The organism is Geodermatophilus bullaregiensis (assembly GCF_016907675.1).
Lineage (GTDB): Bacteria > Actinomycetota > Actinomycetes > Mycobacteriales > Geodermatophilaceae > Geodermatophilus > Geodermatophilus bullaregiensis.
Window position 1 is genome coordinate 254244 of record NZ_JAFBCJ010000001.1, and the last position, 25880, is coordinate 280123.

The window sequence follows — 25880 nt, forward strand, 5'->3', positions numbered from 1 at the left end:
CGGAGGTGACCGGCGGAGGTCCCGGCTCAGCCCTCGCCGCCCATCTCCCCGTCGTCGAGGTCCTGCCTCGTGCGCCGGTCCTCCCGGGTGTCGGCACGCTCGTCCGCGTCCCGCTCGGCGCCGGCGTCGGCGTCGGGAGTCCCGTCGGTCGGCACCTGCTCTCCGGTCAGGGCGTCGGCGCGCTGCGGTGGGTTCTGGGTCATGGTCTCGCCCCTCGGGACGTCGGTGCCGGGGAACCGCTCCTGCGTGCGACACCCCTCGGCACGGCTCATCCTGGCCCGCCACGGCCCACCGCCGGGCACTCCACACCCCCGCGTCCGGCCACCGGGTCTCGTCGAGACGGACACGGGCCGGGTGGGGCCGCGGTGCTGGCCGGCGCGTTCGCCGACGACCCGGTGCAAGCAGGGCGAGCCCCTGACGCTCCCCGCGGACGGACCGACGGTCCACCCGATGTGGCGCGGACCGCAGGGTGCCGGGCCCCGCGGTGGGTCCGGACGGTCCCGGGACGACGGCGCGGACGGCGACCCGGTCCCCGGTCCCCCGGCGAGGCGCGCGCACCGGGCGTCCTGGCGGGCCGCGCGACGGCCACCCACCCGGCCGGTCGCTCAGCTCGCCGCGTCGTCCAGGACGTCGACGCTGCGGCCGCTCCCGTCCGCACCCACCTCGGGGAACGGACCGACCGTCCTGACGGCACCGCGTCCGCCGTCGAGGTCCTCCGGCACGTCCGTCACCCCCGCGGTGATCCCGTCCAGGACCCGCCGCAGACCCCACAGGTACTGCTCGGTCGAGATGTAGCCGGCCATGGTCGCCGCCGCCGCCGCGCTCCGCGGGAACCGGTCGGCCGGCGTCGCGGCGAAGGCCTGGGTGCGCGCGTCGATCCGGTCGGACTCCGGTGGAAGGGGTCCCGGTTCGTGCTGGGCGGCGACCTCCAGGGCGATGGAACCGAAGACGTAGACGATCAGCAGGTAGGCGGCCCGCGCGGCTCCGGTGCGGTCGAGCCCGGCATCGGCGAGCAGCTCGAGGAGCCGTTCGTTCAGCCTGAGCGCGTGCGGTCCGTCCATGGGCCCGCCGATCATGAGGCCGACCGCGCCGGGGTGGGCCGACAGGTGGGCCCGCAGGTCGAGCGCGAGGGCCTCCACGCGTTCGCGCCAGGGGCGGCTGCGGTCGGCGAAGACGTCGTGGTCGACCTCGCCGAGCAGCCGCTCCACGAGTGCCTTGACGACGGCGGCCTTGTCCGGGAAGTAGGTGTAGACCGCGTTCGGGGCGACCCCGACCCGCGCGGCGATGCCCCGGACGGACGCCGCGTCGGCGCCGCCGTCGTCCAGCAGGCTCAGCGCCGCGTCGAGGATCTCGTCCTCGGTGAGGGCCCGGCGCGGACCGGGCCGGCGACGTTCGGCTGGGACGGACATCCACGCCACCTACCCCCTTGACGTCGGCGGCCACACGGTAGGACCGTCTCTGCACACCGTACAGATTCTGTACGCCGTTCAGGGAGTTCTGATGACAGGTGTGCACCAGGCCGACGGCCCCCGCCGCACCACCGGAGGGCTCCTCGTGGTGGGCGCCCTGGCGTTCGCCGGGGCGGCGACGGCGCTGTCGTCGACGTTCGACTGGCCCGACGTCCTGCGGGAGCCGGCCGGCGTGGTGCTGCCGGCCTTCGTCGCGGGCGGCCCGAGCCTGGTGTGGACCTGGTTCGCCACCGCCTGGACGTACGCGGTCCTGCTCGTCCCGATCCTGCTGCTCCCCGCGGCCCTCGGACGGCGCAGCGACCCGGTGCTGCGGGTGGCCACCCACGTCGGCGCCGTCTCGGTGCTGCTCTCGCTGATCGGGTTCCTCCGCTGGGTGTTCGTCGTCCCGCCACTGGCCGACTCCTACGTCGCCGGCGACGCCACCACCCGGGCCGCGGTGGAGGCGGCCTGGACCGCGCAGCACCAGTTCGGCGGCGCACTGCTCGGTGAGCACCTGGGCCAGCTGCTCGCCGTCGCCTGGTCCGTCGCGGTCAGCGTGACCATCCTGCGCAGCCGGGTGCTGCCCCGCTGGCTCGGGGCCGCCGGGCTCGTCGCGAGCGCGCTGTACCTGACCAACCAGGGCGACGTCCTCGCCACCGCCGTCCCCGGCCTCCCGGTGTGGGACCTGGGCGGCCTCCTCGGCAGCAGCGCGTGGGGACTGTGGGTCGCCGCCCTGGGCGTGCTGATCCTGCTGCGGCCGACCGGCGCCGACCGCACCACTCGCGGAGGCGGCGTGGACACCGACTCCATCGCCCCGTCCCCCCGTCTGCCGGCCGGTGCCGGCGTCAGGAGCTGACCACGATGACCGCACCAGCGACCCCCCGGCCGCCCTTCCTGCGTGCCTGGCTGACCTGGACGGCCGGGTCCCTGGCCTTCCCGCTGGCCGGCCTGGCCGGCACCGCCGTCGTCGGCCGCGTCGACTCACCCGTGGCCGCCCTGGTCGGCGGCGCCGTCGCCGGCCTCGGCATCGGCCTGGGACAGACGCTGGCCGGCCGGGGACGACTCGACGTCCGCCGGTGGGTGCCGGCCACCGGCATCGGGATGGGACTGGGTCTCCTCCTCGGCGCGGTCGTGGTGGGCTACCGGACCTCCCTGCCCGACCTGGCCCTCATGGGCGCGCTCACCGGCCTCGTCCTCGGGCCCGCGCAGGCCCTGGCCCTGCCCCGCGGCACGCGGCTGCGCTGGCTGTGGGCCGCTGCGGTGCCGGCGCTGTGGGCGCTGGGCTGGACCACGACCACCCTGGGTGGGATCGCCGTCGACGAGCAGTTCACCGTCTTCGGCGCCTACGGGGCGATCACCTTCTCCGCGCTGTCCGGACTGCTCCTGCTGCACCTCCTGCCCGGACGCCGCCCGGCCGGCCCCCCGCCGGCGCCGACACCGGTCGTGGCACGGGCATGAGCACCACTCCGCGGCACGTCGTCTTCGGTACCGGCGCCGTCGGCCTGGCCGTCCTCGACGCGCTGCGCCGCCGCGGCGAGACCGCCCGGCTGGTCAACCGCTCCGGCTCCGCCCGCGTCCCCGACGACGTCGAGGTCGTCGCCGGGGACGCCCGGGACCCGGCCTTCACCACCGAGGTCGCCCGCGGCGCCGCGGTCGTCTACCAGGCCCTCAACCCGCCCTACGCCGAGTGGACCGCACAGTTCCCGCTGCTGCAGGCCGGGGTGCTGGCCGCCGCCGAGGCCACCGGGGCCCGGCTGGTCAGCACGGAGAATGTCTACCCGTACGGCCGCCCGGCCGGACGGGTGCTCACCGAGGACCTGCCCGACGGCGCGCACACCCGGAAGGGACGGCTGCGCGCCCGGATGGCCCGTGAGCTGCTCGCCGCCCACGACGCCGGCCGGGTCGAGGTCGCCATCGGCCGCGCGTCGGACTACTTCGGCCCCCGCGGCGGCGCCCAGTCCAACCTGGGCGACCGCGTCTTCCCCGCGGCTCTGGCCGGCAGGACCGCGACCGTGCTCGGCGACCCCGACCAGCCGCACACCTACACCTACGTCCCCGACATCGGCGAGGGTCTCGTCGTCCTGGGCGAGCACCCCGACGCGCCGGGACGGGTGTGGCACCTGCCCAACGACCCCGACACCCGCACCACCCGGCAGCTGGTCGACGTCGTCTACCGGCAGGCCGGCCGGCCCCGCGGCAGGCTCCGCCGCCTGCCGCCGGTGCTGCTGCGTGCCCTCGGCCTCGTCAACCCCACGATGCGCGAGCTCGTGGAGATGCAGTACCAGTTCGCCGAACCGTTCGTCGTCGACAGCAGCACGACCACCGGCAAGCTCGGCGTCACGGCGACGCCGGTCGAGCAGGCCCTCACCGACACGCTGCAGGAGTACCGCGATGGCTGACACCGACGTCGTCTGGCCGGTGGGCACCACCGACCAGGACCCGGACCTCGCCGACCGCCCGCTCGCCTTCGACCCGACGGGGTTCCTGGTCGCCGTCCTCCCCGGCACGGTCGAGGCCGAGGAGGCCGCGGCAGCGCTGCGCGCCGCCGGGTTCGCCGACCGGCAGCTGCGGATCTTCACCGGCGAGCAGATCCTCGCCGACCACGCCCGCTACGTCGCCCGGATGAGTCGGACCCGCCGCGTGGCCGCGGCGGTCACCGACGACCAGGAGACCCTCGAGCTCTACCACGGACACGCCAGGGACGGGCGCTCCGCCCTCTGGGTGCACACCGCCGACGACGACGTCGCGAAGCGCGCCATCCGCGCACTCGCGGACTCCCCCGCGCTGCACATCCGGCACTACGGGCACCGCCGGCAGAGCGACTTCTGCGTCCAGCGGCCCACCTCCTGACCACCTCGGTCAACGACGAGAGAAGGTCCTGGTGGCCACCACCCACTTCCACGCGCTCCGAGGCCCGCCCGGTGGAGCCGGAGGCTCGACGACCATGACCGCGGTCGTGCAGGACCGCTACGGCCCGGCACCCGAGGGCCTCCTCCGGATCGGCCGGATCGCGGTGCCTCCCATCGGCGACGCCGAGGTGCTCGTCCGGGTGCACGCGGCCAGCGTCGACCGGGGCACCTGGCACGTCATGGCCGGCCTGCCCTACCCCGTCCGGCTCGCCGGCTTCGGCCTCCGCAGGCCGAAGTACCTCAACCCCGGCCGGAGCCTCGCCGGAACCGTCGAGGCCGTCGGCCCCGGCGTGACCGGCTTCGCGCCGGGTGACCAGGTCTACGGCACGTGCAACGGCTCGTTCGCCGAGTACGTGACCGTCGCAGTCGACCGACTGGCCGCGAAGCCGGCCAACCTGACCCACGAGCAGGCGGCCGCTGTCCCCATCTCCGGCGTCACCGCCCTGCAGGGCCTCCGTGACCGGGGCCGCGTCCGGACGGGGCAGAAGGTGCTGATCGTCGGCGCCTCCGGCGGCGTCGGCACGTTCGCCGTGCAGCTCGCCAAGGCGTTCGGCGCGGAGGTCACCGGTGTGTGCAGCACCAGCAAGGTGGACCTGGTCCGCTCGCTCGGCGCCGACCACGTCATCGACCACACGACCGGCGACGTCGCCGACGGTCAGCGCTTCGACGTCGTCCTCGACACCGGCGGTCATCGCTCCCTGAGACGGCTGCGCCGCACGCTCACCCGCCGGGGCACGCTGGTCATCGTCGGCTCGGAGACCGGTGGCCGCTGGCTCGGCGGGTTCGACCGGACCATCCGCGCCATGCTGCTGTCGCCGCTCGTCCGCCAGCGCCTGGCTCCGCTCGCCAGCTCGGAGAACGCCGCCGACCTGGTCGTCCTGACCGGGCTCGTCGAGTCCGGCCGGGTCACCCCGGTCATCGACCGGACCTATCCGCTCGAGGAAGCGACCGCCGCCATCCGCCACCTGCTGGACGGGAGGGCCCGAGGCAAGCTCGTCGTCTCCGTCTCCCCCGGCCGGACGCAGACACCAGCCACAGGGAGCACGCCATGACCGATCCCCGCACCCCCTATCCCGTCCGCGTCGACGCCGCGCTCGACCCGTCGCTGTCCCGCTGGCTGTGGCTGGTCAAGTGGGTGCTGCTGATCCCGCACGTCGTCGTGCTGTTCTTCCTGTGGGTGGCGTTCCTCGCCGTCGGCTTCGTCGCGTTCTTCGCGATCCTGTTCACCGGGCGCTATCCACGGTCGCTGTTCGACTTCAACGTCGGCGTCCTGCGCTGGTCCTGGCGGGTGCACCACTACGGCTACTGGGCCCTGGGCACCGACCGCTACCCGCCCTTCACCCTCGCCGAGGTCCCCGACCACCCGGCGCACCTGGACGTCACCTATCCCGAACGGCTGTCGCGGGGACTCGTCCTCGTCAAGTGGCTGCTGGCCGTCCCGCACTACCTCGTGGTGGCCCTGTTCGTCGGCGGCGGGCTGTGGCTGGGCACCCGAGGCGGCGACACGGACGACGCCTGGGACGACGCCGCGAACGCCGGCGTCTCCCTGGTCGGCCTGCTCGTGCTCATCGCCGCGCTCGTGCTGCTGTTCACCGGCCGCTACCCGAAGCCGCTCTACGACTTCGTCATGGGCATGGACCGGTGGGCGCTGCGCGTGGCGGCCTACACCGCGCTCATGACCGACCGCTACCCGCCCTTCCGGCTCGACCTGGGTGGCACCGATCCCGGCTCGGTGCCCGCCGGCCCGGTCCCGCCGTCGCCCTCCGGGGTGCCGACCCCGCCCCCGCCGACCCCGGCTGCCGCCCGGTGACCCCTCGCCGCCCCGGGGACGACGCAGGCCCCGGGGCGGCCAGGAGGACCGACGCGGTGGATAGGAGCCCGGTCAGGTCCCGGTCGTGGCGGGGGTCGCCTCGTGGCCGAGGCGCACGTTGACCTGCTTGGTCTGGGTGGAGCCGGCGATCATCCCCTCCAGGGACACCTCCCGGCCCAGTCCGCTCTGCTTGTAGCCGCCGTAGGACTGACCGACGACCTGCCCACCGCCCTGGTTGACCTGCACCCAGCCGGCCTCCAGGCGGTGCGCGGTGGTGATCGCCTGGTCGATGTCGGAGCTCCAGACGTAGGCCGCCAGTCCGTAGGCGGAGTCGTTGGCCGTGCGGACGACGTCGTCGACGTCGGTCCACGGGATGGCGACGACGACGGGGCCGAAGATCTCCTCCCGGGCGAGCCGGAAGCCGTTGTCGCCGCCGGAGAACAGCGTCGGCACGTGGAAGAAGCCCTCCGCGAGCGGCCCGGTGGTCGGTGGCAGCCCGCCCAGCTCGACCTGCATCGCCGGGTTGGCCAGCCCGTCCTCCAGGTAGTCGGTGATGGAGTCGAACTGGGTCTGGTTGATGACCGCGCCGATGTCGCTGGCCTCGTCCAGCGGATCACCGACCCGGAGCGCTCCCAGCCGTTCCGTCAGCCGGGCGAGCACCTCGTCGTGCACGTCGCGGTGCAGGTACAGCCGCGAGTCGGGCGGTGCGGCTCTGGCCCTGCCGGTGGACCCGGGAGGACAGGACCAGGCCGTCGATCAGCTCGTCGGTCACCGCACCGGGGAACACGATCGAGGGGTTCTTGCCGCCCAGCTCCAGGGAGACGTGGGCCAGCCGCTCCCCGGCCCGGCCGGCGATGCCGCGGCCGACCTCGGTGGAGCCGGTGAAGGAGACCTTGTCCACGCCGGGGTGGTCGACGAGCGCCGCTCCCGCCTCACGGCCGGTGCCGGTCACCACGTTCAGGACACCGGGCGGCAGCACGTCCTGGCAGATCTCGGCCAGCAGGAGGATGGACAGCGGGGCGTCCTCCGCGGCCTTGAGCACCAGGGTGTTGCCCGCGGCCAGGGCGGCCGGGACCTTGAAGCCGGCGATCATCAGCGGCGAGTTCCACGGCAGGATCGCGCCGACCACACCCAGCGGCTCCTGGCGGGTGTACTGCAGTTGCGATGCCCCGGCCGGCAGCGTCGTCCCCTTGACCTCCCCGGCGACACCACCGAAGTAGCGGAACAGGTCCACCAGCAGCGCCGCCTCCGGCCGCGCCTGGGTGCCCAGCGCGTTGCCGGTGTCGGCGGCGGTGACCCGGGCCAGCTCCTCGGCACGGCCCTCGAGCGCGTCGGCGATCCGCAGCAGCAGCCGCTGGCGGGCGGTGCAGTGCTGGTCGCGCCAGGCCGGGAACGCCGCGCGTGCGGCGGCGACCGCGCGGGCGACGTCCGCGGCGTCGCCCCGGGGGGACGCGGGCGAGGACCTGACCCCGACGGGCCGGGCTGGTGATCTCCCGCCACCCGCCGTCGGCGGCCTCGACCCGGTTCCCGCCGATCAGCATCAGCCGGGTGGGAGGGGGGCGGCCGACCGGGAGCGACCTCAGCGCGCCGCGAGTAGTTCCGCGGGGTCGGTGGAGGGCAGCTCGTGCGCCTCGGCGACCGGCTGGTTGACCAGGTGCCCGTCGAGCGTGCTCAGGCCGAGACGCAGGGCGGGATCGGTCCGGGCCGCCCCGGTCACGCCGTGCCGCGCGACCCGGACGAGGTAGGGCAGCGTGGCCGAGGTCAGGGCCAGGGTCGAGGTGCGGGCCACCGCTCCGGGGATGTTGGCCACGCAGTAGTGGATGACGCCCTCCTCGACGTAGGTGGGCTCCGAGTGGGTGGTCGGCCGGCTCGTCTCGAAGCAGCCGCCCTGGTCGATGGCGATGTCGACGACCACGCTGCCCGGGCGCATCGCGGCGATCATGTCCCGGCTGACCAGCGTGGGCGCCTTGGCACCGGGCACGAGGACCGCGCCGATCACGACGTCGGCCTCCGCGACGTAGTCCGCCGTTCGGGCGCGGTTGGGCGTCACCAGGTCCAGCCGCCCGCCGAAGATGTCGGACAGGTAGGCCAGCCGGCTCGGGTTGGTGTCGAGGACCCGGACGATGGCCCGCATCCCCAGCGCGATCTTGGCCGCCTCGGTGCCGGACACCCCGCCGCCGATGATGAGGACCTTCGCCGCGGGGGTGCCGGGGACGCCGCCGAGCAGGATCCCCGCTCCCCCGGCCGGGCTCTCCAGGTGGTGCGCGGCGGCCTGCACGGCCATCCGGCCGGCGACCTCGCTCATCGGCGTCAGCAGCGGGAGCCTGCGGTCGGCGGTCTGCACGGTCTCGTAGGCGATGGAGTCGATCCGCCGCTCGAGCAGGAACTCCGTCAGGCCCCGGTCGGCGGCGAGGTGCAGGTAGGTGAACAGCTGCTGTCCGGGGCGGAACCGGTGGTACTCCGCGGGCACCGGCTCCTTGACCTTGACGATCAGATCGGCGGCGGCGAACACCTCGTCGGCGGTCGGCACGACCTCGGCGCCGACGGCGGCGTACTCGTCGTCGGCGAACCGGGACCCGGCACCGGCGCCGGACTGCACGACGACGCGGTGGCCGTCGTGCACCAGCTCCACGACGCCGTCGGGGGTGAGGGCCACCCGCTTCTCGTTGTCCTTGATCTCGCTCGGTACTCCGACGACGAGCGTGCTCACGGCGTGCTCCCTCCGGTCGGTGCCCGGTGCGGTCGCACCGGAGCGGGTGTCGGGGGCCACGGCGGTCGCGGCCCGGTGGGGCCCTGCAGGGAGGTCCTTCTTCAGACGAGGGTCTGGGCCTCGGTCAGCACGTGCCGCAGGACCTGCTCGATCTGGTCGAACTCCGGCTGGCCGCAGATCAGCGGCGGGGCGACCTGGACGACGACGTCGCCGCGGTCGTCGGGGCGGCAGTACAGGCCGTTGTCGAACAGCGCGCCGGGCAGGAACCCGCGGACGAGCCGGTCCCGCTCGGCGGCGTCGAAGGTCTGCCGGGTGGCCTTGTCCTTGACCAGCTCGACGGCCCAGAAGTAGCCGTCGCCGCGGACGTCGCCGACGATCGGCAGGTCCAGCAGCTTGCCGAGGGTGGCGCCCAGCGCCGCCTCGTTGTCCAGCACGCGCTGGTTGAGCCCCTCCCGCTCCATGAGGTCGAGGTTGGCCAGCGACACCGCCGCCGCGACCGGGTGGCCGCCGAACGTGTAGCCGTGCGGGAACGCCACGCCGGGGCGCAGGAAGGGCTCGACGACCTTCTCGGAGGCGATCATCGCGCCGATCGGGCCGTAGCCGGAGCTCATCCCCTTGGCGCAGGTGATCAGGTCGGGGGTGTAACCGAACTTCTCGCAGGCGAACGTCGCGCCGTGCCGGCCGAACGCGCAGATGACCTCGTCGGACACCAGCAGCACGTCGTACTGGTCGCAGATCTCGCGGACCCGGTCGAAGTAGCCCGGCGGCGGCGTCAGGCAGCCGCCGGAGTTCTGCACCGGCTCGAGGAAGACGGCGGCAACGGTGTCGGCGCCCTCGAAGAGGATCGCCTCCTCGATCCGGTCGGCGGCCCAGCGGCCGAAGGCCTTCGGGTCCTCGGCGAACTCGGGGTGGCGGTAGAGGTTGGTGTTGGGCACCCGGAAGCCGCCGGGGGCCAGCGGCTCGAAGTCCTTCTTCATGGCCGGCAGGCCGGTGATGGCCAGCGCGCCGTGCGGCGTGCCGTGGTAGGCCACCGCGCGGCTGATCACCTTGTGCTTCTGCGGCTTGCCGATCAGCTTGAAGTACTGCTTGGCGGCCTTCCACGCCGACTCCACGGCCTCTCCGCCACCGGTGGTGAAGAAGACGCGGTTCAGGTCACCGGGCGCGAGGTCGGCGACCCGCTCGGCCAGCTCGGCCTGCACCGGGGTCGTGTAGCCCCACACCGGGAAGTACGCCAGCTCGGCGGCCTGCCTGGCGGCCGCCTCGGCCAGCTCGCGACGCCCGTGCCCGACCTGGACGACGAACAGCCCGGACAGCCCGTCGAGGATCCTGCGGCCCCGGTTGTCCCAGATGTAGGCGCCCTCCCCGCGGGTGACGACGGGGACGGGCGTCTCGGGGTGGCGCCCCTGGCGGGCGAAGTGCATCCAGAGGTGGTCCGCGGCGCGGGCCGCCGTCGCGTCCGGCACGCCGGCCGGGGGCTGCTCGATCGAGGTGGTCATGCGGGCTCCTCGTGGCTGTCGGTCCGGTGGTGCGGGGCGCGACCCCGAGGCTCCCACGGCGACGGCCGTCGGCGTGACCCGGACGTGGAGGCGGGCCCCCTGCGTCGGCGACAGGATTTGGTCGATCGACCTAATCGATGGCAGACTCGTGCGGTCCCCCGCACTCCCCCGTCTCGAGGATCTCGTGAGTCCGCTCCGTCGCTGGGCCGCCCTGGCGGTCCTGGCGCTGCCCGTCCTGCTCATCAGCATCGACATGACGGTGCTCGGCATCGCCGTCCCCGCCCTGACCGCCGACCTCGGCCCGACGTCGACCGAGCTGCTGTGGATCGTCGACGTCTACTCGTTCCTGCTCGCCGGCCTGCTGGTGCTCATGGGGAACCTGGGGGACCGCATCGGGCGGCGCCGGCTGCTGGTGGCCGGCGCCGTGGCCTTCGGGATCGCCTCGGCGATCGCGGCCTTCGCGACGACGCCGGGGATGCTGATCGCGGCCCGGGCGCTGCTCGGGCTCGGCGGGGCGACGCTGATGCCCTCGACCCTGGCGCTGCTGCGCTCGGTGTTCCCCGATCCCCGGGAGCGGCGTCTGGCCATCGCCGTGTGGGCGGCGGCCTTCTCCGGCGGCGCCGCGGTCGGCCCGATCGTCGGGGGCGTCCTGCTCGAGTCCTTCTGGTGGGGCTCGGTGTTCCTGGTGAACACCCCGGTCATGGTGCTCCTGGTGGTCGGCGCCCTCGCCCTGCTGCCCGAGTCGCGCTCGCGGCCCGCACCGCTCGACGTGCTCTCCGCCGTGCTGTCGATCGCCGGCGTCCTGCCGGTGGTGTACGCGCTCAAGACGGCGGCGAAGGACGGCCTGGGCGCGCCCGCGGTGGCGTCCCTCGCCGCCGGGGCGGCGCTGCTGTGGGTCTTCGTGCGCCGGCAGCGCCGCCTCGCCGAGCCGCTGCTGGACCTGGGGCTGTTCCGGCACCGCGCCTTCTCCGTCGCGGTGGGGACGAACCTGCTGACGGTCTTCGCCCTGCTGGGGCTGATGTTCTTCCTCCCGCAGTACCTGGTGCTGGTGCTCGGCACGAGCCCGCTGGTCGCCGGCCTGTGGCTGCTGCCCCTCGCGGTGTCCACCGTCGGCGGGTCGCTGTCCGCGCCCTGGCTGGCCCGCCACCTGGAGCTGCGCTGGGTCATCGGCGGCGGCATGGCGTTGACCGCGGCCGGGCTGGGGGTCGCCACCCTGCTCGGGGTGGACGGCGACCGCGGCGTGCTGGTCGTGGCGAGCGTGCTCATCGGCGCCGGCGTCGGCGCGGCCGAGGCCCTGACGAACGACGTCATCCTCGCCACGGCGCCACCGGAGCGGGCCGGCGCGGCGGCCTCGGTGTCCGAGACGGCCTACGAGTTCGGCGGCGCCATGGGGACCGCGGTGCTGGGCACCGTCGGGCTGTCGGTCTACGCCGCCCACCTCGGCGCGGTCGACGGGGTGCCCGGGGACGCCGTCGACGCCGCCCGCGAGACCCTGGGCGGGGCGGCGGAGGTCGCCGCGCAGCTGCCACCGGAGACGGCGGCGTCCTTCCTGGCCGAGGCCGGGCGGGCCTTCGTCGCGGGCATGGACGTCGTCCTCGTCGTCGCCGCCCTCGTCGCCGCGTACGTGGCGGTGCAGGCCGTCGTCCTCCTCCGCGGCGACGCGGGGGCCGCCGCACCGTCCGCGTCCGCCGAGCGCCCGGCGGGGACGCGGGAGACGGTGGGACGGTGAGGCGGTGACCAGTGCCAAGCGCGCACACCTGCCCGTCGGGCAGCGCCGGGCCCAACTCGTGGCGGCCGCCATGCAGGTCATGCAGCGGGAGGGGGCCTGGGCGCTCACCACGCGGGCGGTCGCGCGGGAGGCCGGCGTCCCGCTCGGCGCCGTGCACTACGCGTTCGGGTCCAAGGCCGAGCTGGTGCGTGCGGTCTTCGAGGCCGACCGCGACCGGGCCACCGCGCTGCTCATGCGGGCGGTGGAGGCCGGGGGGACACCCGCCGAGGTGCTCACCCGCGCCCTGGTGGGCTACGCCGACAGCGTGATCGCCGACCCGGGTGCCGAGATGGTGCTGCAGGAGCTGACCATGATGGGCGGCCGGGACGACGACCTGCGGGCCGCGGCCCGGGAGTCGACCGAGCAGTACCGCCGTGACGCGCTCGACCTGCTGCACCGGGTGGCCGAGGTGTCCGGGGGCACGTGGGCCGGGGACGTCGACGTGCTGGCCGAGTCGGTGCTCGGCCTGCTGTTCGGGGCGTCGGTGAACTGGCTGTGCACCGGGGACGACGCGCTCTTCCGCCGGTGCGCCACGGACGCCGCGCAGGTCCTCGCCGGCCGCCTGGTCACCGGCTCGCCGGGGGGCGCCACGGGACGAGCGGAGGAGCGCCCGGCCCTAGGGTGACGGGCGTCACAGGCTGCACCACGAGCAGAGGAGCCCGCCGTGAACGACCCCGTCTACCGGTTGAGCGAGATCGTCGGGAGCAGCACGACGGGCGTGGACGACGCCATCCGCACCGCCATCGCGCGGGCCTCCCGGACGGTCCGCAACATCGAGTGGTTCCAGGTGCAGGAGGTCCGCGGGCACGTGAGCGAGGGCGTGGTCGCGCACGTGCAGGTGACGCTGAAGGTCGGGTTCCGGGTGGAGGACTGACCTGCGCCCGTCCGGCCGCGCACCGGCGCCCCGGGCGGTCCCGGCGCCTCGTCAGCCGGCCACGGCGGCGTAGCGGGCCTTCAGCTTGTGCTTCTGCAGCTTGCCGGTGGGCGTGCGCGGCAGCTCGGTGACGAAGTCGACGCTGCGCGGTGCCTTGAAGTGGGCGATGCGGGAGCGCACGAAGTCGATCAGCTCCCGCTCCAGCGCGGGGCCGCCCTCGACGCCCTCGGGCAGCTGCACCACGGCCTTGACCACCTCACCCATGTCGGGGTCGGGCACGCCGATGACGGCGACGTCGTAGACGGCCGGGTGCAGGGTCAGGACGTCCTCGACCTCCTGCGGGTAGACGTTCGTCCCGCCGGTGATGACCGTGAACGCCTTGCGGTCGGTGAGGAACAGGTAGCCCTCGTCGTCGACGTACCCGACGTCCCCGACCGTCGACCAGGTCGGGTGCGCGGGGTGCTGCGCCTGCGCCGTCCTCGCGGGGTCCCCGTGGTAGGCGAAGGGCATCTCGTCGCGCTCGAACCAGATGGTCCCCACCTCGCCGGCCGGCAGCTCGCGCCCCTCGTCGTCGCAGACGTGGACGACCCCGAGGCCGGCCCTCCCGACCGAGCCGGGTCGCTGCAGCCACTCCTCCGGTCCGATGAGGGTGACGCCGTTGGCCTCGGTGGAGGAGTAGTACTCGTGGAGGACGGGTCCCCACCAGTCCATCATCTGCTGCTTGACCTCGACGGGACACGGCGCCGCGGCGTGCACCGCGACCCGCAGCGAGGAGACGTCGTAGGAGTTCCGCACCTCGGGCGGCAGCTTGAGCATCCGGACGAACATCGTCGGCACGAACTGCCCGTGCGTGACCCGGTACCGCTCGATCGCGGCGAGGGCGGCCTCGGCGTCGAACCGGGAGGCGAGGACGAGGGTGCCGCCGTACCGGTGCACCATGCCGCCGAAGCGCAGCGGCGCCGCGTGGTAGACCGGTGCGGGCGAGTAGTAGACGGTGTCCGGGCCGAAGCCGTACAGGGGGCCGAAGACGCCGGCCACCGTGTCGCCGGGCTCGTCCACCTGCCGCTGGGGCAGCGCCGGCTCGACGCCCTTGGGCCGGCCGGTGGTGCCCGAGGAGTAGAGCATGTCCGCGCCGCACGGCTGGTCGCCCAGCGGCTCCGCGGACACCGACGCCAGCGCGTCCTCGTAGGAGTCGAACCCGGGCACCGCTCCGCCGAGGGCCAGCCGCAGTTCCAGCGCGGGGACGCGCCCGGCCACCGCGGCGGCCAGGTCGGCCACCGCCGCGGAGACGACGAGCACGCGGGCGCCGCAGTCCTCGACGACGTAGGCGGCCTCGTCCGGCGAGAGGTGCTGGTTTACCCCGGTGACGTAGAGGCCCGAGCGCAGCGCCGCCCAGTAGACCTCGAAGACCTCGGGCCGGTTGTCCGACAGGAAGGCGACGTGGTCCCCCGGGCGCAGGCCGGCCTCGCGGAACACCCGCGCCAGGCGGGTGGAGCGCTCGTCGAGCCGGGCATAGGAGACGACGTCCCCGGTCTCGGCGACGACGATCGCCGCCTTCTCCGGCGTGGTCCGCGCGTGGGTACCCGGGAACACCGGCGCTCCCCTCTCGGTGTCGGCTGTGCCGCGCCTCACAGTAGGGCGGGGGCGGGCAACGGGAGTGGTCGCACCGGTCCGGCAGGGACACGGGAGCGGCACTCGACGCCTCCGGGGCCGTCGGCGTCGAGAGGACGGCGCCTCCCCTCCCGTCACCGGCAGCGCGCAGCTGCACCGGGCCTCACCCACGGGGCCGGGCACCCGTGGTCCGATGCTCCCCGTTCCACGCCGACGGCGTGCGGGACCGTCATCGACCCCCACGGGGAGGATCGGGGAACCGCGTGTCCCGCCAGAACAGGCTCCTCAGCGCTGCGGTCGCGCTGGCCGCCACGGGTGCCGCACTCGTGGCCGGCGCGGGCACCGCCTCCGCGGCGGTCATCGCGACCAACCCCAACGTCACGGCCACGGCGAACGACGCCAACGTGTCGGACGTCAGCGTCAGCTGCGTGCGGTCGTCGGGTGACTTCGGCACCTACGCCGTCGGGTTCCGGCTGCCGGCGCTCAGGGCGGGCGAGAGCCACGACATCGCCCTGCGGGAGAAGCTCTCGGGCGTCCTCCGCGACTCGCTGGTGGTCACGACCGGCCAGTCGACGGACAGGATCACCCTCGAGGCCGCCTCCGACGGCCACCTCCGCGTGCCGGCGCTGCGGGCGACCGTCACCGAGCTCGCCGGCGGTGTCGCCACGGCGACCTGGGCGGTGAGCACCACGGGGCAGTGCGGCTGGAACGACCCGGCCGACCTGCCCGTCGTCGAGGACACGTGGTACCACGAGGAGAACGCGGGCCGGCAGTCCTACCGGATCACCAACACGTCCGACTTCGTGGAGGACGTCAACGTGCTCGCCACCGGCACCTTCTACGGCACCGGCGGCCACGTCGGCTCGACCGGTGAACTCGTGCGGCAGACCGTCGCCCTCCAGCCGCGCAGCTCCGTCCAGGTCGAGAGCACGGGTCTGCTGCCCTACGGCCCCTGCGGCGTGTACACCGCCTGGACCGCTGCCGGCGGCGGCCTGGACGCGGCCTCGCACACGTGGACGAGCCCGCCCCGCACCGAGGAGTGGGACCTCCGCGACGGGCACAACGGGGGGCTGGACTGCTCCCCGGACGAGGACTGACCGTCGGCGGCACCCACGCTCCGCTCAGACGCGCAGGGCCCGCGTCGCGGTGAGCCGGCGCACCTCGTCCAGCATCGCCCTCGGTGCCTCCAGCGGCAGGAAGTGCGTCGCCGCGAACTCGCGGTAACGGGCCCCGGGCACCGCGGCGGCCGCGGCCCGGACGTCCGCGACGTCGACGAGCGTGTCGTACCGGCCCGCCAGGAAGGTCACCGGGCACGACAGCGGTGACAGGTCGAGCGGAGCGTGGTCGGCGACGGCCACCGCGAGGTGCCGGAACCAGCCCCAGTCGTGCCGGGCGAACTCGCCGACCACCGCGGCCAGCGCCTGCAGGCGCGCCGCCTCCGCGGTCGACCGTCCGGCGACCGCCGGCGCGAGCACGGTCTGCCAGGGCTGCAGGCCGCGGGTGAGGACCGGCAGCAGCGGCCCGACGACCGGCAGCAGCCGGCTGCTCAGCCGCCCCACCGGGGCCCGCAGGCGGCGCGGGACCCCGAACGGCCCGAACAGCGAGGAGAAGCTGCCCCCCGGCACGCCCGCGACGGCCAGGACACCGTCCACCCGCCCCGGGTCCTCCAGCGCCAGCTCGAACGCGACGTTGACCCCTAGCGACCAGCCCACGACGGTCACGGCCGGCAGGCCGAAGGCGTCGAGGACCGCGCGGGCGTCGCCCACGTGGTCCTCGACCTGCACCGCGCCGGGGTCCCGCGGACGGCGGGACGCCCCGAGGCCGCGGTGGTCCCAGCCGACGACCTGGAAGCCGCTGTCCTCGGACACGAGGGCCGGCCAGGCCGACGGCGAGGCGCCCAACCCGTTGCACAGCAGGACGGGCGTCCCCCTGCCGGCCGACCACGCCCGGATGGGCGTCCCGTCCGGAGCGGTGACCTGCAGGGACCTCACCCGGGGCGCACGGCGACTGATCGGATCCTCCTCGACACGGGTGGTGGTGGTGGGCCGGCGCCGACGGCCCCACCCGTGGCACGGGCTCGTGGCACGCGCTCGTGGCACGGGGAGCACGGCGTGCCACCGAGGCTAGGGGGCAGGACTCCCCCACGACCGGGCAGCGGCGCGATGTGACGAAGCGGACAGGGCCGGCCGGCGGCGCTCAGGAGCGGGTGCGGTCCGGCCGGCGGCGCGCCGTCGGGGCGCGGAGGACACCGACGCTGAGCCCGGCGCCGACCGCCGCCACGACCCCGGCGAGGACGAACGGGACGAGGAACCCGCCGGCCGTCTCGGCGAGGAACCCCCCGAGCGGGGGGCCGCACAGCTGCGCCAGGCCGAAGGCCAGGGTGCAGCGGCCGAAGGCCCCGGCGAACTCCCGCGGGGTCAGGGAGTCCGACAGGTGGGCGGCGATGACCGCCGGCAGCCCCGACATCGTCAGGCCGAACAGCAGGGCCGAGGCCGAGGCCAGGGGCTCCACGCCCAGCGGCACGAGCAGGATCGCCGCGGCCATGGCCAGGTAGCCGCCGATCAGCGTGCCGCCGCGGCCCCACCGGTCCGACAGCGGCCCGAGCACGACCCCGCCGGCGGTCAGGCCGACGCCCACCAGCGTGTAGACCGCCGAGGCGTGTCCGGCCGAGAAGCCCGCGTCGTCCTCGAGCGCGGTCACCAGGTAGCTGGTGTAGACGGAGTACGCCAGGCCGTAGGCGGCGTACCCGCCGGTGAGACCGATCCAGCCGGGGACCCGGCGCAGGGCGCCGGCGCGCACGGGGGCGTCGTCGTCGCGGTGCCGCGCCGGCCGCAGCAGGAGCAGGCACAGGACGAGCGCGACCAGCGCGACCGCCGTCTCCACCAGGTAGACCGTGCGCCAGGAGGCGTCGCCGCCCCGGGCCTGCAGCGCCCACGTCAGGGCGCTGGCGAACACGATCCCCCCGCCGATGCCCGAGCCGGCGACGCCGATCGCGGCGCCGCGGCGCGACGGGCGGACGACGGAGCCCGCGAGCCCGGGAGCCGGCACCCAGATGAACGCGCCGCCGACGCCGGTCAGGGTGAGGCCGACGGCCAGCCCCCCGGCGCCGCCGGCACGGGTGAGCAGCGCGAGGCCCAGGGCACTGCAGGCCAGCCCGGCCTGGATCAGCGCGGCCGGCCGGGCCCGGCGGGAGAGCGCGCTGACCGCCACGGTCCCGAGCAGGTAGGCGGTGACGTTGGCGGTGGCGACCAGCCCGGCCAGCGCGTAGGAGTCCAGCAGGTCGCGGTTGATCGCCGGCAGCAGCAACGCGTACGAGAAGCGGCCGAAGGCCTGGGCGACGGCGGAGGCCATCGCCACGAGCAGGACGAGCGCGCGGGGCCGCACCTGCACGACGCCACCTCCGCACCGGTCCACGGACGACGCCGCACCGTGGCCGCCCGACGGGGCGAGTCCACCACCTCGGCGCCCGCCCCGCCGACCCCGACGCGGTCGCCGCCGGCGCCGGGGCGGTCGCCGACGCCCGGGGGGACCTGCGCAGGGTGGCGGGGTACCTACCGGTGGCCGGCCCGGGGAGCCCCCTCGCCCAGGAGACCGCACAGCTCCCCGGCCAGCTCGGGCCGGTCGACGAGGGGGTTGCGGTTGCCCTGGCGCTCGGCGATCGCGGCGTTGCGGTGTCGTTCCCAGTCGGTCACCGGGTCGGCCTCGTGCCAGCGCACCAGCACCTCCCGGCGTTCCGGCGGCATCTCACCGGGCTGCACCTCGCCGGGGTAGCGCAGCAGGAAGTAGAGGACGGCCCGGGCGGCGGCGCCCTTGCCGTGGGTCGGCTCGAACCCCTCGCCCTCGCTCTTGCCGCACTCGCCGCGCACCACCCGGGGCGCCGGGCCCGCCGTCGCCGGCGGGGGGAAGTCGGCGAACTCCTCGAAGGGGGTGTTGCCGCGGAAGCTGTTGCAGCGGGCCTCGCACGCGAACAGGTGGTGCAGGTCCCCGCGCATCGGCTCCCTCCTGGCGAACCAGCTCTGCGGCACCACGTGCTCGCAGTTGAACGGCAACGCCGCCTCTACCTCGGCCGCCAGCGCGGCCTCCGCCCCGGCGTCGGCCCGGGCCCCCGGCCCGCCGGACCGGGCGGCCAGCTCCCGGGTGCGGGCCTCGGCGACGGCGAGGTCGGCGCGGATCAGCTCCTCCGGGTCCCACTCGTGGCCGGTGTACAGGCTCCGCAGCACCCCGGTGGGCTGCAGGTCCACCCACGGGTACAGCTCCCTGGACGGCCGGTACCCCGGCATCCGCACGTGCGTGCGCCTCAGCAGCTCCGCGAACCCCTCGGGGGCGACCCCCCGGTAGTAGGCGTCGGCGGCCGCGCGGTCGGCCTCCGCGTCGTGGTAGACGCGGTCCCGGGCCGCGGCCAGCTCGGCCAGCGCAGCGTCCACGTCCACCGTCGCCGGTGCACTCGACCGGGGTACCGCCTCGGTGCTCACGCGGGAAGAGCTACTCACTCCCCGTCACCCGGGCGTCAACGGACATCCCGCAACTGCTCGTGCTCGTGAGGACCGGCCCGGAACGGGGTGCGCCAGTGGACGGTCGCGGCACGGCCGGTCGCCGTCGCCGTCGGCCTGCACCTGCGCCGCGCCGGTCGCGGACGGGGTAGCTTGCAGCCGCCCAGGGCGTCCTCGGTCGTCGGCCTCGCGCCTCGAGACCGGGCGCCCACCCGTCACAGGACGAGGAGGTGGGACGTGCCGAGGCGATCGAGGAACGGGGTGCAGGAGGAGCTCCTCCGCCTCCTGCGGCCACCGGCGCCCCGGCGGGCCGAGCTGCTCAGCGAGCGCGTGGCCCCCACGCTGGCCGGGATCGGCGACAGCATGGCCGGCCGGCCGGCGGACGAGGTCCTCGCCGCGCTGGACGCCGCGGTGCGGGACGCCGGCGGCAGTCCGGACCGGGCGGCGCTGCGGGAGTTCGCGGCCGAGATCGAGGCCGGTGAGAACCCCTTCACCTGAGGAGGGGCCCTCCAGGCCCACCGAGCCGGTGAGGGGAGGGTCCCCTCACCCTCAGCGGGCGCGGAAGAGATCGCGGCGGGCCTGGGCGACGAGGACGCTGGCCGCGGCGCTGTCGGTGTCCCCACGGCCGGCGATCAGGGCGGCGAGGTCGTCCCGGTCGCTGACGGTGGCGTAGTCGGCGAGCTCGCGCTCGAGCGCGCGACGAGCCCGGCGCTCGGCGCGGCGGCGGCGCAGCGCGTTCAGGAAGCCCAGGTCGGGCGTGGTGTCGGCGATGGCGAAGGCAGTGCCCTGCATGGTGGTCTCCATGGTCTCGGTCGTCGTGCTCTCGGTCGGTGTCTCCTCCTCCATGGTCGACCACCGGGCTTGGCACATGTCGCCGGAACACTGTGAGTGTGCCCACCACGAGTGAGCAGATGTGGCCGAGACCACCGGAGGCCGGACCGGAAACGAGGCACAGGTCATGCCGAAGTCCCGACGCGCCGGGGGGGTCAGCGACCGACCAGCGTGGTCTCGAAGTCGTAGCGGGACGCGCGGTAGACGTGCCGGCCGTACTCGACGGCCCCGCCCTGGTCGTCGAAGGCGGTCCGCTGCATCGTGAGGAGGGCAGAGCGCGGCGGCTCGTCGAGCAGGCGGGCCTCCTCGGCGCGAGCCAACCGCGCACCGATGCGCTGGTGGGCCACCCGCAGGTGCACGCCCTGAGCGCGTAGGTACTGGTAGAGGCCCCGCTCGGTCAGCTGCTCCACGGTCGGCTCGAAGCGCCCCGGCAGGTGGTTGGTCAGCAGTGCCAGTGGTTCCCCGTGCGAGCGCCGCAGGCGGCGCACCACGACGATCTCGTCGCCCTCGGTCACGTCCAGCTCCTTGGCCACGTCGGCCGGCGCCGGGACCCGGTCCAGTGACAACACCTCGGTCGTCGGCGCATCGCCGGCCCTGGAGAGGTCGTCGTACAGGCTGGTGAGCTCCACCGAGCGGCGCACGTGCGGCTGGATGACCTGGGTGCCGACCCCCCGCTTGCGCACCAGCAGCCCCTTGTCGACCAGCTCCTGCACCGCCCGGCGCACGGTCGGGCGGGAGAGCCCGTACCGCTGGGCGAGGAGGACCTCGTTCTCCAGCCGCGAGCCGGCCGGCAGGGCGCCCCCGGTGATCGCGCCCTCGATCGCCTGGGCGAGCTGGAAGTACAGCGGGGTCGGGCTGGAGCGGTCGATGTCGAACGTGAGCACAGGCCCTCCTCGGCTGCAGGCACCGCATCGGTCCGGCCGGCGACTCGGCACAACCGCCACGTCATGATCGCACCTCTGCACCTCCTGTCGTCCTCACTCGTTCGTGGTGGTCAACATCTAGAAGTCCTGTTGGCTTCATGTCCTTACAAAGTCTTGACATGAGCGTGTGTCCCGGAGCACAGTCCCAGGGGCAGGCGGACCGGCGAGCAGGGGGACGGAGCACCGTGGGAAACGCCCGGGAGATGGTCGTGATGGGCCGCAGTGGGGTCGACGTCTACCCCCTGCAGGTCGGCGTCGGACTCGAGGACGTCGAGACGTTCGGCAAGTTCCTCGGCGGCAGTGCCGCGAACGTGTCGGTCGCCGCGGCCCGGCTGGGCCACGCCACCGCCCTGGTCACCGGCGTCGGCGACGACCCGTTCGGCCGGTTCGTGCGGCGGGCCCTGCGCGAGCTGGGCGTCGACGACGGCCTCGTGGTGGTCGACCCGGCCCACCCGACGCCGGTCACCTTCTGCGAGATCTTCCCTCCCGACGACTTCCCGCTGTACTTCTACCGCCGGCCCACCGCCCCGGACCTGCAGATCCGTCCCGAGGACCTGGACACCTCGGCCATCCGGGACGCCGGCCTGTTCTGGGCGACGGTGACCGGCCTGTCCGAGGAGCCGAGCCGGTCGGCCCACCACGCCGCGTGGGAGGCCCGGGGACGGCGCCGGCACACCGTGCTCGACCTGGACTACCGGCCGATGTTCTGGACGTCGCGGGAGGAGGCCACGGCGCAGGTGCGCGCGGCCCTCCCCCACGTCACGGTCGCCGTCGGCAACCGCGAGGAGTGCGAGGTCGCGGTCGGGGAGACCGACCCCGACCGCGCCGCCGACGCGCTGCTCGACGCCGGGGTGGAGCTGGCGATCGTCAAGCAGGGCCCCCGCGGGGTCCTGGGCAAGACCCGCACCGAGCGGGTCGTCGTCCCGCCCACGCCGGTCGAGGTGGTCAACGGCCTCGGCGCCGGTGACGCCTTCGGCGGGTCACTGGCCCACGGCCTGCTCACCGGCCTCCCGCTGGAGCAGGTGCTGCGCAACGCCAACGCCGCCGGCGCCATCGTCGCCTCCCGGCTGGAGTGCTCCACCGCGATGCCGACCGCCGCCGAGATCGAGTCCCACGTCACCGTCTCCCTGGAGGGCACCCGTGTCTGACACCGCCCTGGCCCCCACCGAGGTGCTCGGCGCCCCGCCGGTGTGCACCACCTACGCCGAGGTCACCGAGCTGCGCAGCCGGGACCCGCAGGCCATCGGCCGGGCCCTGGCCGCGCGCCGCCGGCGGCCGGCGTTCCTCCCCGAGGACGGTCGGCTCATGCTCGTCGCCGCCGACCACCCGGCCCGCGGCGCCCTGTCCGCCCAGGGGCGGCCGACGGCGATGAACAGCCGCACCGACATGCTCGACCGGCTCCGGACCGCGCTCGCCCGCCCCGGCGTCGACGGCCTGCTCGCCACCGCGGACGTCGCCGAGGACCTGCTGCTGCTCGGTGCGCTCGAGGAGAAGGTCGTGGTGGCCTCGATGAACCGTGGCGGGCTGGCCGGTGCCAGCTTCGAGCTCGACGACCGGATGACCGGTTACGACGTCGCCGGCGTGGTCGAGGCCCGGTTCGACGCGGCCAAGATGCTCAACCGGATCGACCTCGACGACCCCGGCACGGTCGGGATGCTGGAGCGGTCCGGGAGCGCGGTCACCGAGCTCGCCCGGGCCGGGGTCGTGGCCATGCTCGAGCCCTTCCTGTCGCGGCGCGTCGACGGGCGGGTCGCCAACGACCTCAGCCCCGACGGGGTGATCAAGTCGGTGCACATCGCCCAGGGGCTCGGCGCCACCTCGGCCTACACCTGGCTCAAGCTGCCGGTGGTCGCCGAGATGGAGCGGGTCATGGACGCCACCACCCTCCCCACCCTGCTGCTCGGCGGGGACCCCTCCCGCCGGCCCGAGGAGACCTACGCCAGCTGGCGCGACGCCCTGGCGCTGCCCGCGGTCCGGGGCCTCGTCGTCGGCCGCACGCTGCTCTACCCGCCGGACGACGACGTCGCCGCCGCCGTGGACACCGCGGTCTCCTTGGTGCACTGACGAAGGGCCCTCGTGCCCCCCACCGCTCGCGAGCTCGCGGCGGGCCCCTGCAGGAGGGCCGGGGCCGCCTCGGCAAGCCGCCGTCCTCCCCATCGCAGAGGAGCAGCACATGACCGCGACCACCGAGTCGCTGCACCTGCCCGCCGGCACCGCCGCCACCGGCCCGTACGCCCTCGAGGTGACGCCGGAGTCCGCCGGCTGGGGGCACTCGAGCCTGCGGGTGCTCGGGCTGGCCGCCGGAGGCCGCCACACGCTGGAGACCGGCCCCGACGAGGTCGTCGTCGTCCCGCTGGAAGGCGGTCTGGGCATCGAGTGCGACGGGGAGGTCCTGACCCTCGCCGGCCGCAGCGACGTCTTCGCCGGGCCGACCGACTTCGCCTACCTCCCGCGGGAGGCCACCGCGACACTGTCCAGCCCCGGCGGCGGGCGCTTCGCCCTCTGCGGCGCCCGCGCCCGCCGGCGGCTGCCGGTCCGCTACGGCCCGGCCGCCGACGTGCCGGTCGAGCTGCGCGGGGCCGGCCGGTGCAGCCGCCAGGTGAACAACTTCGCGACCGCGGACGTCTTCGAGGCCGACGCGATCATCGCCTGCGAGGTGATCACCCCCGGCGGCAACTGGTCGTCGTACCCGCCGCACAAGCACGACGAGTCCTCCGAGGTGGAGACCGAGCTCGAGGAGATCTACTACTTCGAGGTGGCGCCCGGGCCGGGAGGGCAGCCGGGCCTGGCCTACCAGCGGGTCTACGGCACACCCGATCGGCCGATCGACGTGCTGGCCGAGGTGCGCGACCGCGACGTGGTCCTCATCCCGCACGGCTGGCACGGTCCGTCGATCGCCGCCCCCGGCCACGACCTCTACTACCTCAACGTCATGGCCGGTCCCGGGGCCGAGCGCGCCTGGCGGATCGTCGACGACCCCGAGCACGCCTGGATCCGCGGCACCTGGGCCGCCGAGCCGATCGACCCCCGCCTCCCCCTGCACGACCCTGCGACCCCGAACGGAGAGTCCCGACCGTGAGCGAGTTCCCGCCGCCGGCCGACCTGGAGACGGTGCGGCTGACCGTCTCCCAGGCCGTGGTGCGCTTCCTGGCGCAGCAGTACACCGAGCGCGACGGGCAGCGGCAGCGGCTGTTCGCCGGTTGCTTCGGCATCTTCGGGCACGGCAACGTCGCCGGGCTCGGCCAGGCGCTGCTGCAGGCCGAGGTCGACACCCCCGGCACCCTCCCCTACGTGCTCGGGCGCAACGAGCAGGCCGTCGTGCACACCGCCGTGGCCTACGCCCGGGCCAAGGACCGGCTGCAGACCTGGGCGGTGTCCACCAGCGTCGGCCCGGGCTCGACGAACACGCTCACCGGCGCGGCACTGGCGACCATCAACCGGCTGCCGGTGCTGCTGCTCCCGGCCGACACCTTCGCCACCCGCTCGGCCGGCTCCCTGCTGCAGGAGCTGGAGCGGCCCGACAGCGGCGACGTGACCGTCAACGACGCGTTCCGGCCGGTGTCGCGGTACTTCGACCGCATCTGGCGGCCCGAGCAGCTGCCCGGCGCGCTGCTGGGCGCGATGCGGGTGCTCACCGACCCGGCCGAGACCGGTGCGGTCACCCTCTGCTTCCCGCAGGACGTGCAGGCCGAGGCGTTCGACTGGCCGGTCGAGCTGTTCGCCGAGCGCACCTGGCACGTCGGCCGGCCGCTGCCCGAGCCGGCCGCCCTGCAGCGCGCCGTCGACGTCATCCGCTCGGCCCGCCGGCCGCTGGTCGTCGCCGGCGGCGGGGTCGTCTACTCGCAGGCCACCGAGGCGCTGGACGCCTTCGCGACCGCCACCGGCATCCCGGTCGGGCAGACCCAGGCCGGCAAGGGTGCCCTGCCCTACGACCACCCGCAGTCGGTGGGCGCGATCGGCTCCACCGGGACGACGGCGGCCAACGCGCTGGCCCGCGAGGCCGACGTCGTCATCGGGATCGGCACCCGCTACCAGGACTTCACCACCGCCTCGCGCACCGCCTTCAACGACCCCGGCGTGCGGTTCGTCAACGTCAACGTCGCCGCGATGGACGCCGCCAAGCACGCCGGCGTGACCGTGCAGGCCGACGCGCGGGAGACCCTCACCGCGCTCACCGACGCGCTGGCCGGCTGGTCGGTCGACGACGCCTACCGGGCCCGCACCGCGGAGCTCGCCGCCGAGTGGGAGGCCACCGTCGAGGCCGCGTACCACCCGGAGGTGCCCAGCGCCGGCGAGGGCGGCCGGCTGACCCAGAACGAGGTCATCGGGGTCGTCAACGAGGTCTCCGCCCCACGCGACGTCGTGGTCTGCGCAGCGGGGTCCATGCCCGGGGACCTGCACAAGATGTGGCGGGTCCGCGACCGCAAGGGCTACCACGTCGAGTACGGCTACTCGACCATGGGTTATGAGATCCCCGGTGGCATCGGCATCCGGATGGCCAGCCCCGACCGCGACGTGTTCGTCATGATCGGCGACGGCTCCTACCTGATGATGCCGACCGAGCTGGTCACCGCCGTCCAGGAGGGCGTCAAGATCGTCGTCGTCCTGGTCCAGAACCACGGCTTCGCCTCGATCGGCGCCCTGTCGGAGCAGCTGGGGTCCCAGCGCTTCGGCACCCGCTACCGCTACCGCGCGGCCAACGGCCGGCTGGAGGGCGATGTGCTGCCGGTGGACCTGGCCGCCAACGCCGCGAGCCTCGGCGTCGACGTCCTCATCGCCCAGGACGGGCCCAGCCTCGAGGCGGCGCTGCGCAAGGCCAAGGCGAGCGACCGGACGACGGTCGTGCACGTCGAGACCGACCCGCTCATCGACGCGCCCTCCAGCCAGTCGTGGTGGGACGTGCCGGTCAGCGAGGTCTCGACGCTGTCGAGCACGCAGGAGGCCCGCGCCGTCTACGACCGCTGGAAGGCCGTCCAGCGTCCCTTCCTCGGTCCGTCCCAGCCGTGACCC

26 protein-coding genes and 1 pseudogene are annotated in these 25880 nt (G+C 74.8%); 15 read left to right on the top strand and 12 right to left on the bottom strand.

Annotated features, from left to right (window positions below):
* Positions 1–26 precede the first annotated feature (26 nt).
* Together JOD57_RS01115 and JOD57_RS01120 are read right to left on the bottom strand one after the other, a co-directional pair.
* On the bottom strand, positions 27–203 hold the full coding sequence (locus JOD57_RS01115) for a hypothetical protein (RefSeq protein WP_204690202.1): 177 nt from the start codon (positions 201–203) through the stop codon (positions 27–29).
* Positions 204–605: 402 nt separating this feature from the next.
* On the bottom strand, positions 606–1409 hold the full coding sequence (locus JOD57_RS01120; protein WP_204690203.1) for a TetR/AcrR family transcriptional regulator: 804 nt from the start codon (positions 1407–1409) through the stop codon (positions 606–608).
* A 91-nt stretch (positions 1410–1500) separates the two neighbouring features.
* On the opposite strand from JOD57_RS01120, the gene JOD57_RS01125 reads away from it, so the two are divergent.
* The 6 genes from JOD57_RS01125 to JOD57_RS01150 all read left to right on the top strand — a co-directional run bounded on the left by JOD57_RS01125 (position 1501) and on the right by JOD57_RS01150 (position 6167).
* Positions 1501–2304: a DUF4386 domain-containing protein gene (locus JOD57_RS01125; RefSeq protein WP_204690204.1), complete on the top strand. Its 804-nt coding sequence runs from the start codon at positions 1501–1503 to the stop codon at positions 2302–2304.
* Between the two features lie 5 nt (positions 2305–2309).
* On the top strand, positions 2310–2906 hold the full coding sequence (locus tag JOD57_RS01130; protein WP_204690205.1) for a hypothetical protein: 597 nt from the start codon (positions 2310–2312) through the stop codon (positions 2904–2906).
* The gene (locus JOD57_RS01135; protein WP_204690206.1) at positions 2903–3847 is read left to right on the top strand and encodes an NAD-dependent epimerase/dehydratase family protein; all 945 of its coding nucleotides are present in this window, start codon (positions 2903–2905) and stop codon (positions 3845–3847) included. The genes JOD57_RS01130 and JOD57_RS01135 overlap by 4 nt, the downstream gene beginning before the upstream one ends.
* Positions 3840–4298 (top strand): hypothetical protein, encoded by a 459-nt coding sequence (locus JOD57_RS01140; RefSeq protein ID WP_204690207.1) that lies wholly within the window; start codon positions 3840–3842, stop codon positions 4296–4298. The genes JOD57_RS01135 and JOD57_RS01140 overlap by 8 nt, the downstream gene beginning before the upstream one ends.
* 94 nt (positions 4299–4392) lie before the next feature.
* Positions 4393–5409: an NAD(P)-dependent alcohol dehydrogenase gene (locus JOD57_RS01145; RefSeq protein ID WP_204690208.1), complete on the top strand. Its 1017-nt coding sequence runs from the start codon at positions 4393–4395 to the stop codon at positions 5407–5409.
* Positions 5406–6167, top strand: a complete 762-nt coding sequence (locus JOD57_RS01150; RefSeq protein ID WP_204690209.1) for a DUF4389 domain-containing protein — start codon at positions 5406–5408, stop codon at positions 6165–6167. The genes JOD57_RS01145 and JOD57_RS01150 overlap by 4 nt, the downstream gene beginning before the upstream one ends.
* Positions 6168–6239: 72 nt before the next feature.
* On the opposite strand, the gene JOD57_RS25975 is transcribed toward JOD57_RS01150, so the two are convergent.
* From JOD57_RS25975 to JOD57_RS01170, 4 genes and pseudogenes are all read right to left on the bottom strand, one after another.
* Positions 6240–6839, bottom strand: a complete 600-nt coding sequence (locus JOD57_RS25975; RefSeq protein ID WP_204690210.1) for an aldehyde dehydrogenase family protein — start codon at positions 6837–6839, stop codon at positions 6240–6242.
* A pseudogene (locus JOD57_RS25980) lies at positions 6781–7554 on the bottom strand (aldehyde dehydrogenase family protein); the annotation flags it as partial. The gene JOD57_RS25975 and the pseudogene JOD57_RS25980, both read right to left, overlap by 59 nt.
* Positions 7555–7746: 192 nt before the next feature.
* The gene (ald, locus tag JOD57_RS01165; RefSeq protein ID WP_204690211.1) at positions 7747–8877 is read right to left on the bottom strand and encodes an alanine dehydrogenase; all 1131 of its coding nucleotides are present in this window, start codon (positions 8875–8877) and stop codon (positions 7747–7749) included.
* A gap of 101 nt (positions 8878–8978) precedes the next feature.
* Complete coding sequence (locus JOD57_RS01170) at positions 8979–10373, bottom strand: aspartate aminotransferase family protein (RefSeq protein WP_204690212.1); 1395 nt, start codon at positions 10371–10373, stop codon at positions 8979–8981.
* Between the two features lie 184 nt (positions 10374–10557).
* Between JOD57_RS01170 and JOD57_RS01175 the strand changes: the two genes are divergently transcribed.
* From JOD57_RS01175 to JOD57_RS01185, 3 genes are read left to right on the top strand one after another with little or no spacing between them, the layout of a single operon-like run.
* Positions 10558–12102 (top strand): MFS transporter, encoded by a 1545-nt coding sequence (locus JOD57_RS01175; RefSeq protein ID WP_204690213.1) that lies wholly within the window; start codon positions 10558–10560, stop codon positions 12100–12102.
* 4 nt (positions 12103–12106) lie between these two features.
* Positions 12107–12766, top strand: coding sequence for a TetR/AcrR family transcriptional regulator (locus JOD57_RS01180; RefSeq protein WP_204690214.1), 660 nt, complete (start codon positions 12107–12109; stop codon positions 12764–12766).
* Positions 12767–12805: 39 nt separating this feature from the next.
* Entirely contained in the window at positions 12806–13015 is a 210-nt protein-coding gene (locus tag JOD57_RS01185; protein ID WP_204690215.1) for a dodecin, read from the top strand.
* 51 nt (positions 13016–13066) lie between these two features.
* Here the strand turns inward: JOD57_RS01185 and JOD57_RS01190 are convergent, their stop codons facing one another.
* A complete protein-coding gene (locus JOD57_RS01190) occupies positions 13067–14608 on the bottom strand; it encodes an acyl-CoA synthetase (RefSeq protein WP_204690216.1) in 1542 nt (513 codons plus the stop codon).
* A gap of 281 nt (positions 14609–14889) precedes the next feature.
* Between JOD57_RS01190 and JOD57_RS01195 the strand changes: the two genes are divergently transcribed.
* Entirely contained in the window at positions 14890–15723 is an 834-nt protein-coding gene (locus JOD57_RS01195; RefSeq protein WP_204690217.1) for a hypothetical protein, read from the top strand.
* 24 nt (positions 15724–15747) lie between these two features.
* Here JOD57_RS01195 and JOD57_RS01200 read toward each other — a convergent pair whose 3' ends face one another.
* The 3 genes from JOD57_RS01200 to JOD57_RS01210 form a co-directional block, all read right to left on the bottom strand.
* Positions 15748–16617, bottom strand: coding sequence for an alpha/beta fold hydrolase (locus JOD57_RS01200; RefSeq protein WP_204690218.1), 870 nt, complete (start codon positions 16615–16617; stop codon positions 15748–15750).
* 205 nt (positions 16618–16822) lie between these two features.
* On the bottom strand, positions 16823–18016 hold the full coding sequence (locus JOD57_RS01205; RefSeq protein WP_204690219.1) for an MFS transporter: 1194 nt from the start codon (positions 18014–18016) through the stop codon (positions 16823–16825).
* Positions 18017–18177: 161 nt separating this feature from the next.
* Positions 18178–19050 (bottom strand): endonuclease I family protein, encoded by an 873-nt coding sequence (locus JOD57_RS01210; protein WP_204690220.1) that lies wholly within the window; start codon positions 19048–19050, stop codon positions 18178–18180.
* 303 nt (positions 19051–19353) lie between these two features.
* Here JOD57_RS01210 and JOD57_RS01215 point away from each other — a divergent pair, with 303 nt between their 5' ends.
* Complete coding sequence (locus tag JOD57_RS01215; protein ID WP_204690221.1) at positions 19354–19614, top strand: hypothetical protein; 261 nt, start codon at positions 19354–19356, stop codon at positions 19612–19614.
* A gap of 51 nt (positions 19615–19665) precedes the next feature.
* On the opposite strand, the gene JOD57_RS01220 is transcribed toward JOD57_RS01215, so the two are convergent.
* Both JOD57_RS01220 and JOD57_RS01225 read right to left on the bottom strand, forming a co-directional pair.
* Positions 19666–19986, bottom strand: coding sequence for a hypothetical protein (locus JOD57_RS01220; RefSeq protein ID WP_204690222.1), 321 nt, complete (start codon positions 19984–19986; stop codon positions 19666–19668).
* Positions 19987–20102: 116 nt separating this feature from the next.
* A complete protein-coding gene (locus tag JOD57_RS01225; protein ID WP_204690223.1) occupies positions 20103–20831 on the bottom strand; it encodes a GntR family transcriptional regulator in 729 nt (242 codons plus the stop codon).
* A 224-nt stretch (positions 20832–21055) separates the two neighbouring features.
* Between JOD57_RS01225 and iolC the strand changes: the two genes are divergently transcribed.
* The 4 genes from iolC (at position 21056) to iolD (ending at position 25877) form a co-directional block, all read left to right on the top strand.
* Positions 21056–22018: a 5-dehydro-2-deoxygluconokinase gene (iolC, locus tag JOD57_RS01230; RefSeq protein ID WP_204690224.1), complete on the top strand. Its 963-nt coding sequence runs from the start codon at positions 21056–21058 to the stop codon at positions 22016–22018.
* Complete coding sequence (locus JOD57_RS01235; RefSeq protein ID WP_204690225.1) at positions 22011–22934, top strand: class I fructose-bisphosphate aldolase; 924 nt, start codon at positions 22011–22013, stop codon at positions 22932–22934. Before iolC ends, JOD57_RS01235 begins: the two co-directional genes overlap by 8 nt.
* 109 nt (positions 22935–23043) lie before the next feature.
* Positions 23044–23949: a 5-deoxy-glucuronate isomerase gene (iolB, locus tag JOD57_RS01240; protein ID WP_204690226.1), complete on the top strand. Its 906-nt coding sequence runs from the start codon at positions 23044–23046 to the stop codon at positions 23947–23949.
* Positions 23946–25877, top strand: coding sequence for a 3D-(3,5/4)-trihydroxycyclohexane-1,2-dione acylhydrolase (decyclizing) (gene iolD / locus JOD57_RS01245; protein WP_204690227.1), 1932 nt, complete (start codon positions 23946–23948; stop codon positions 25875–25877). The genes iolB and iolD overlap by 4 nt, the downstream gene beginning before the upstream one ends.
* The last annotated feature ends 3 nt before the right edge of the window (positions 25878–25880 follow it).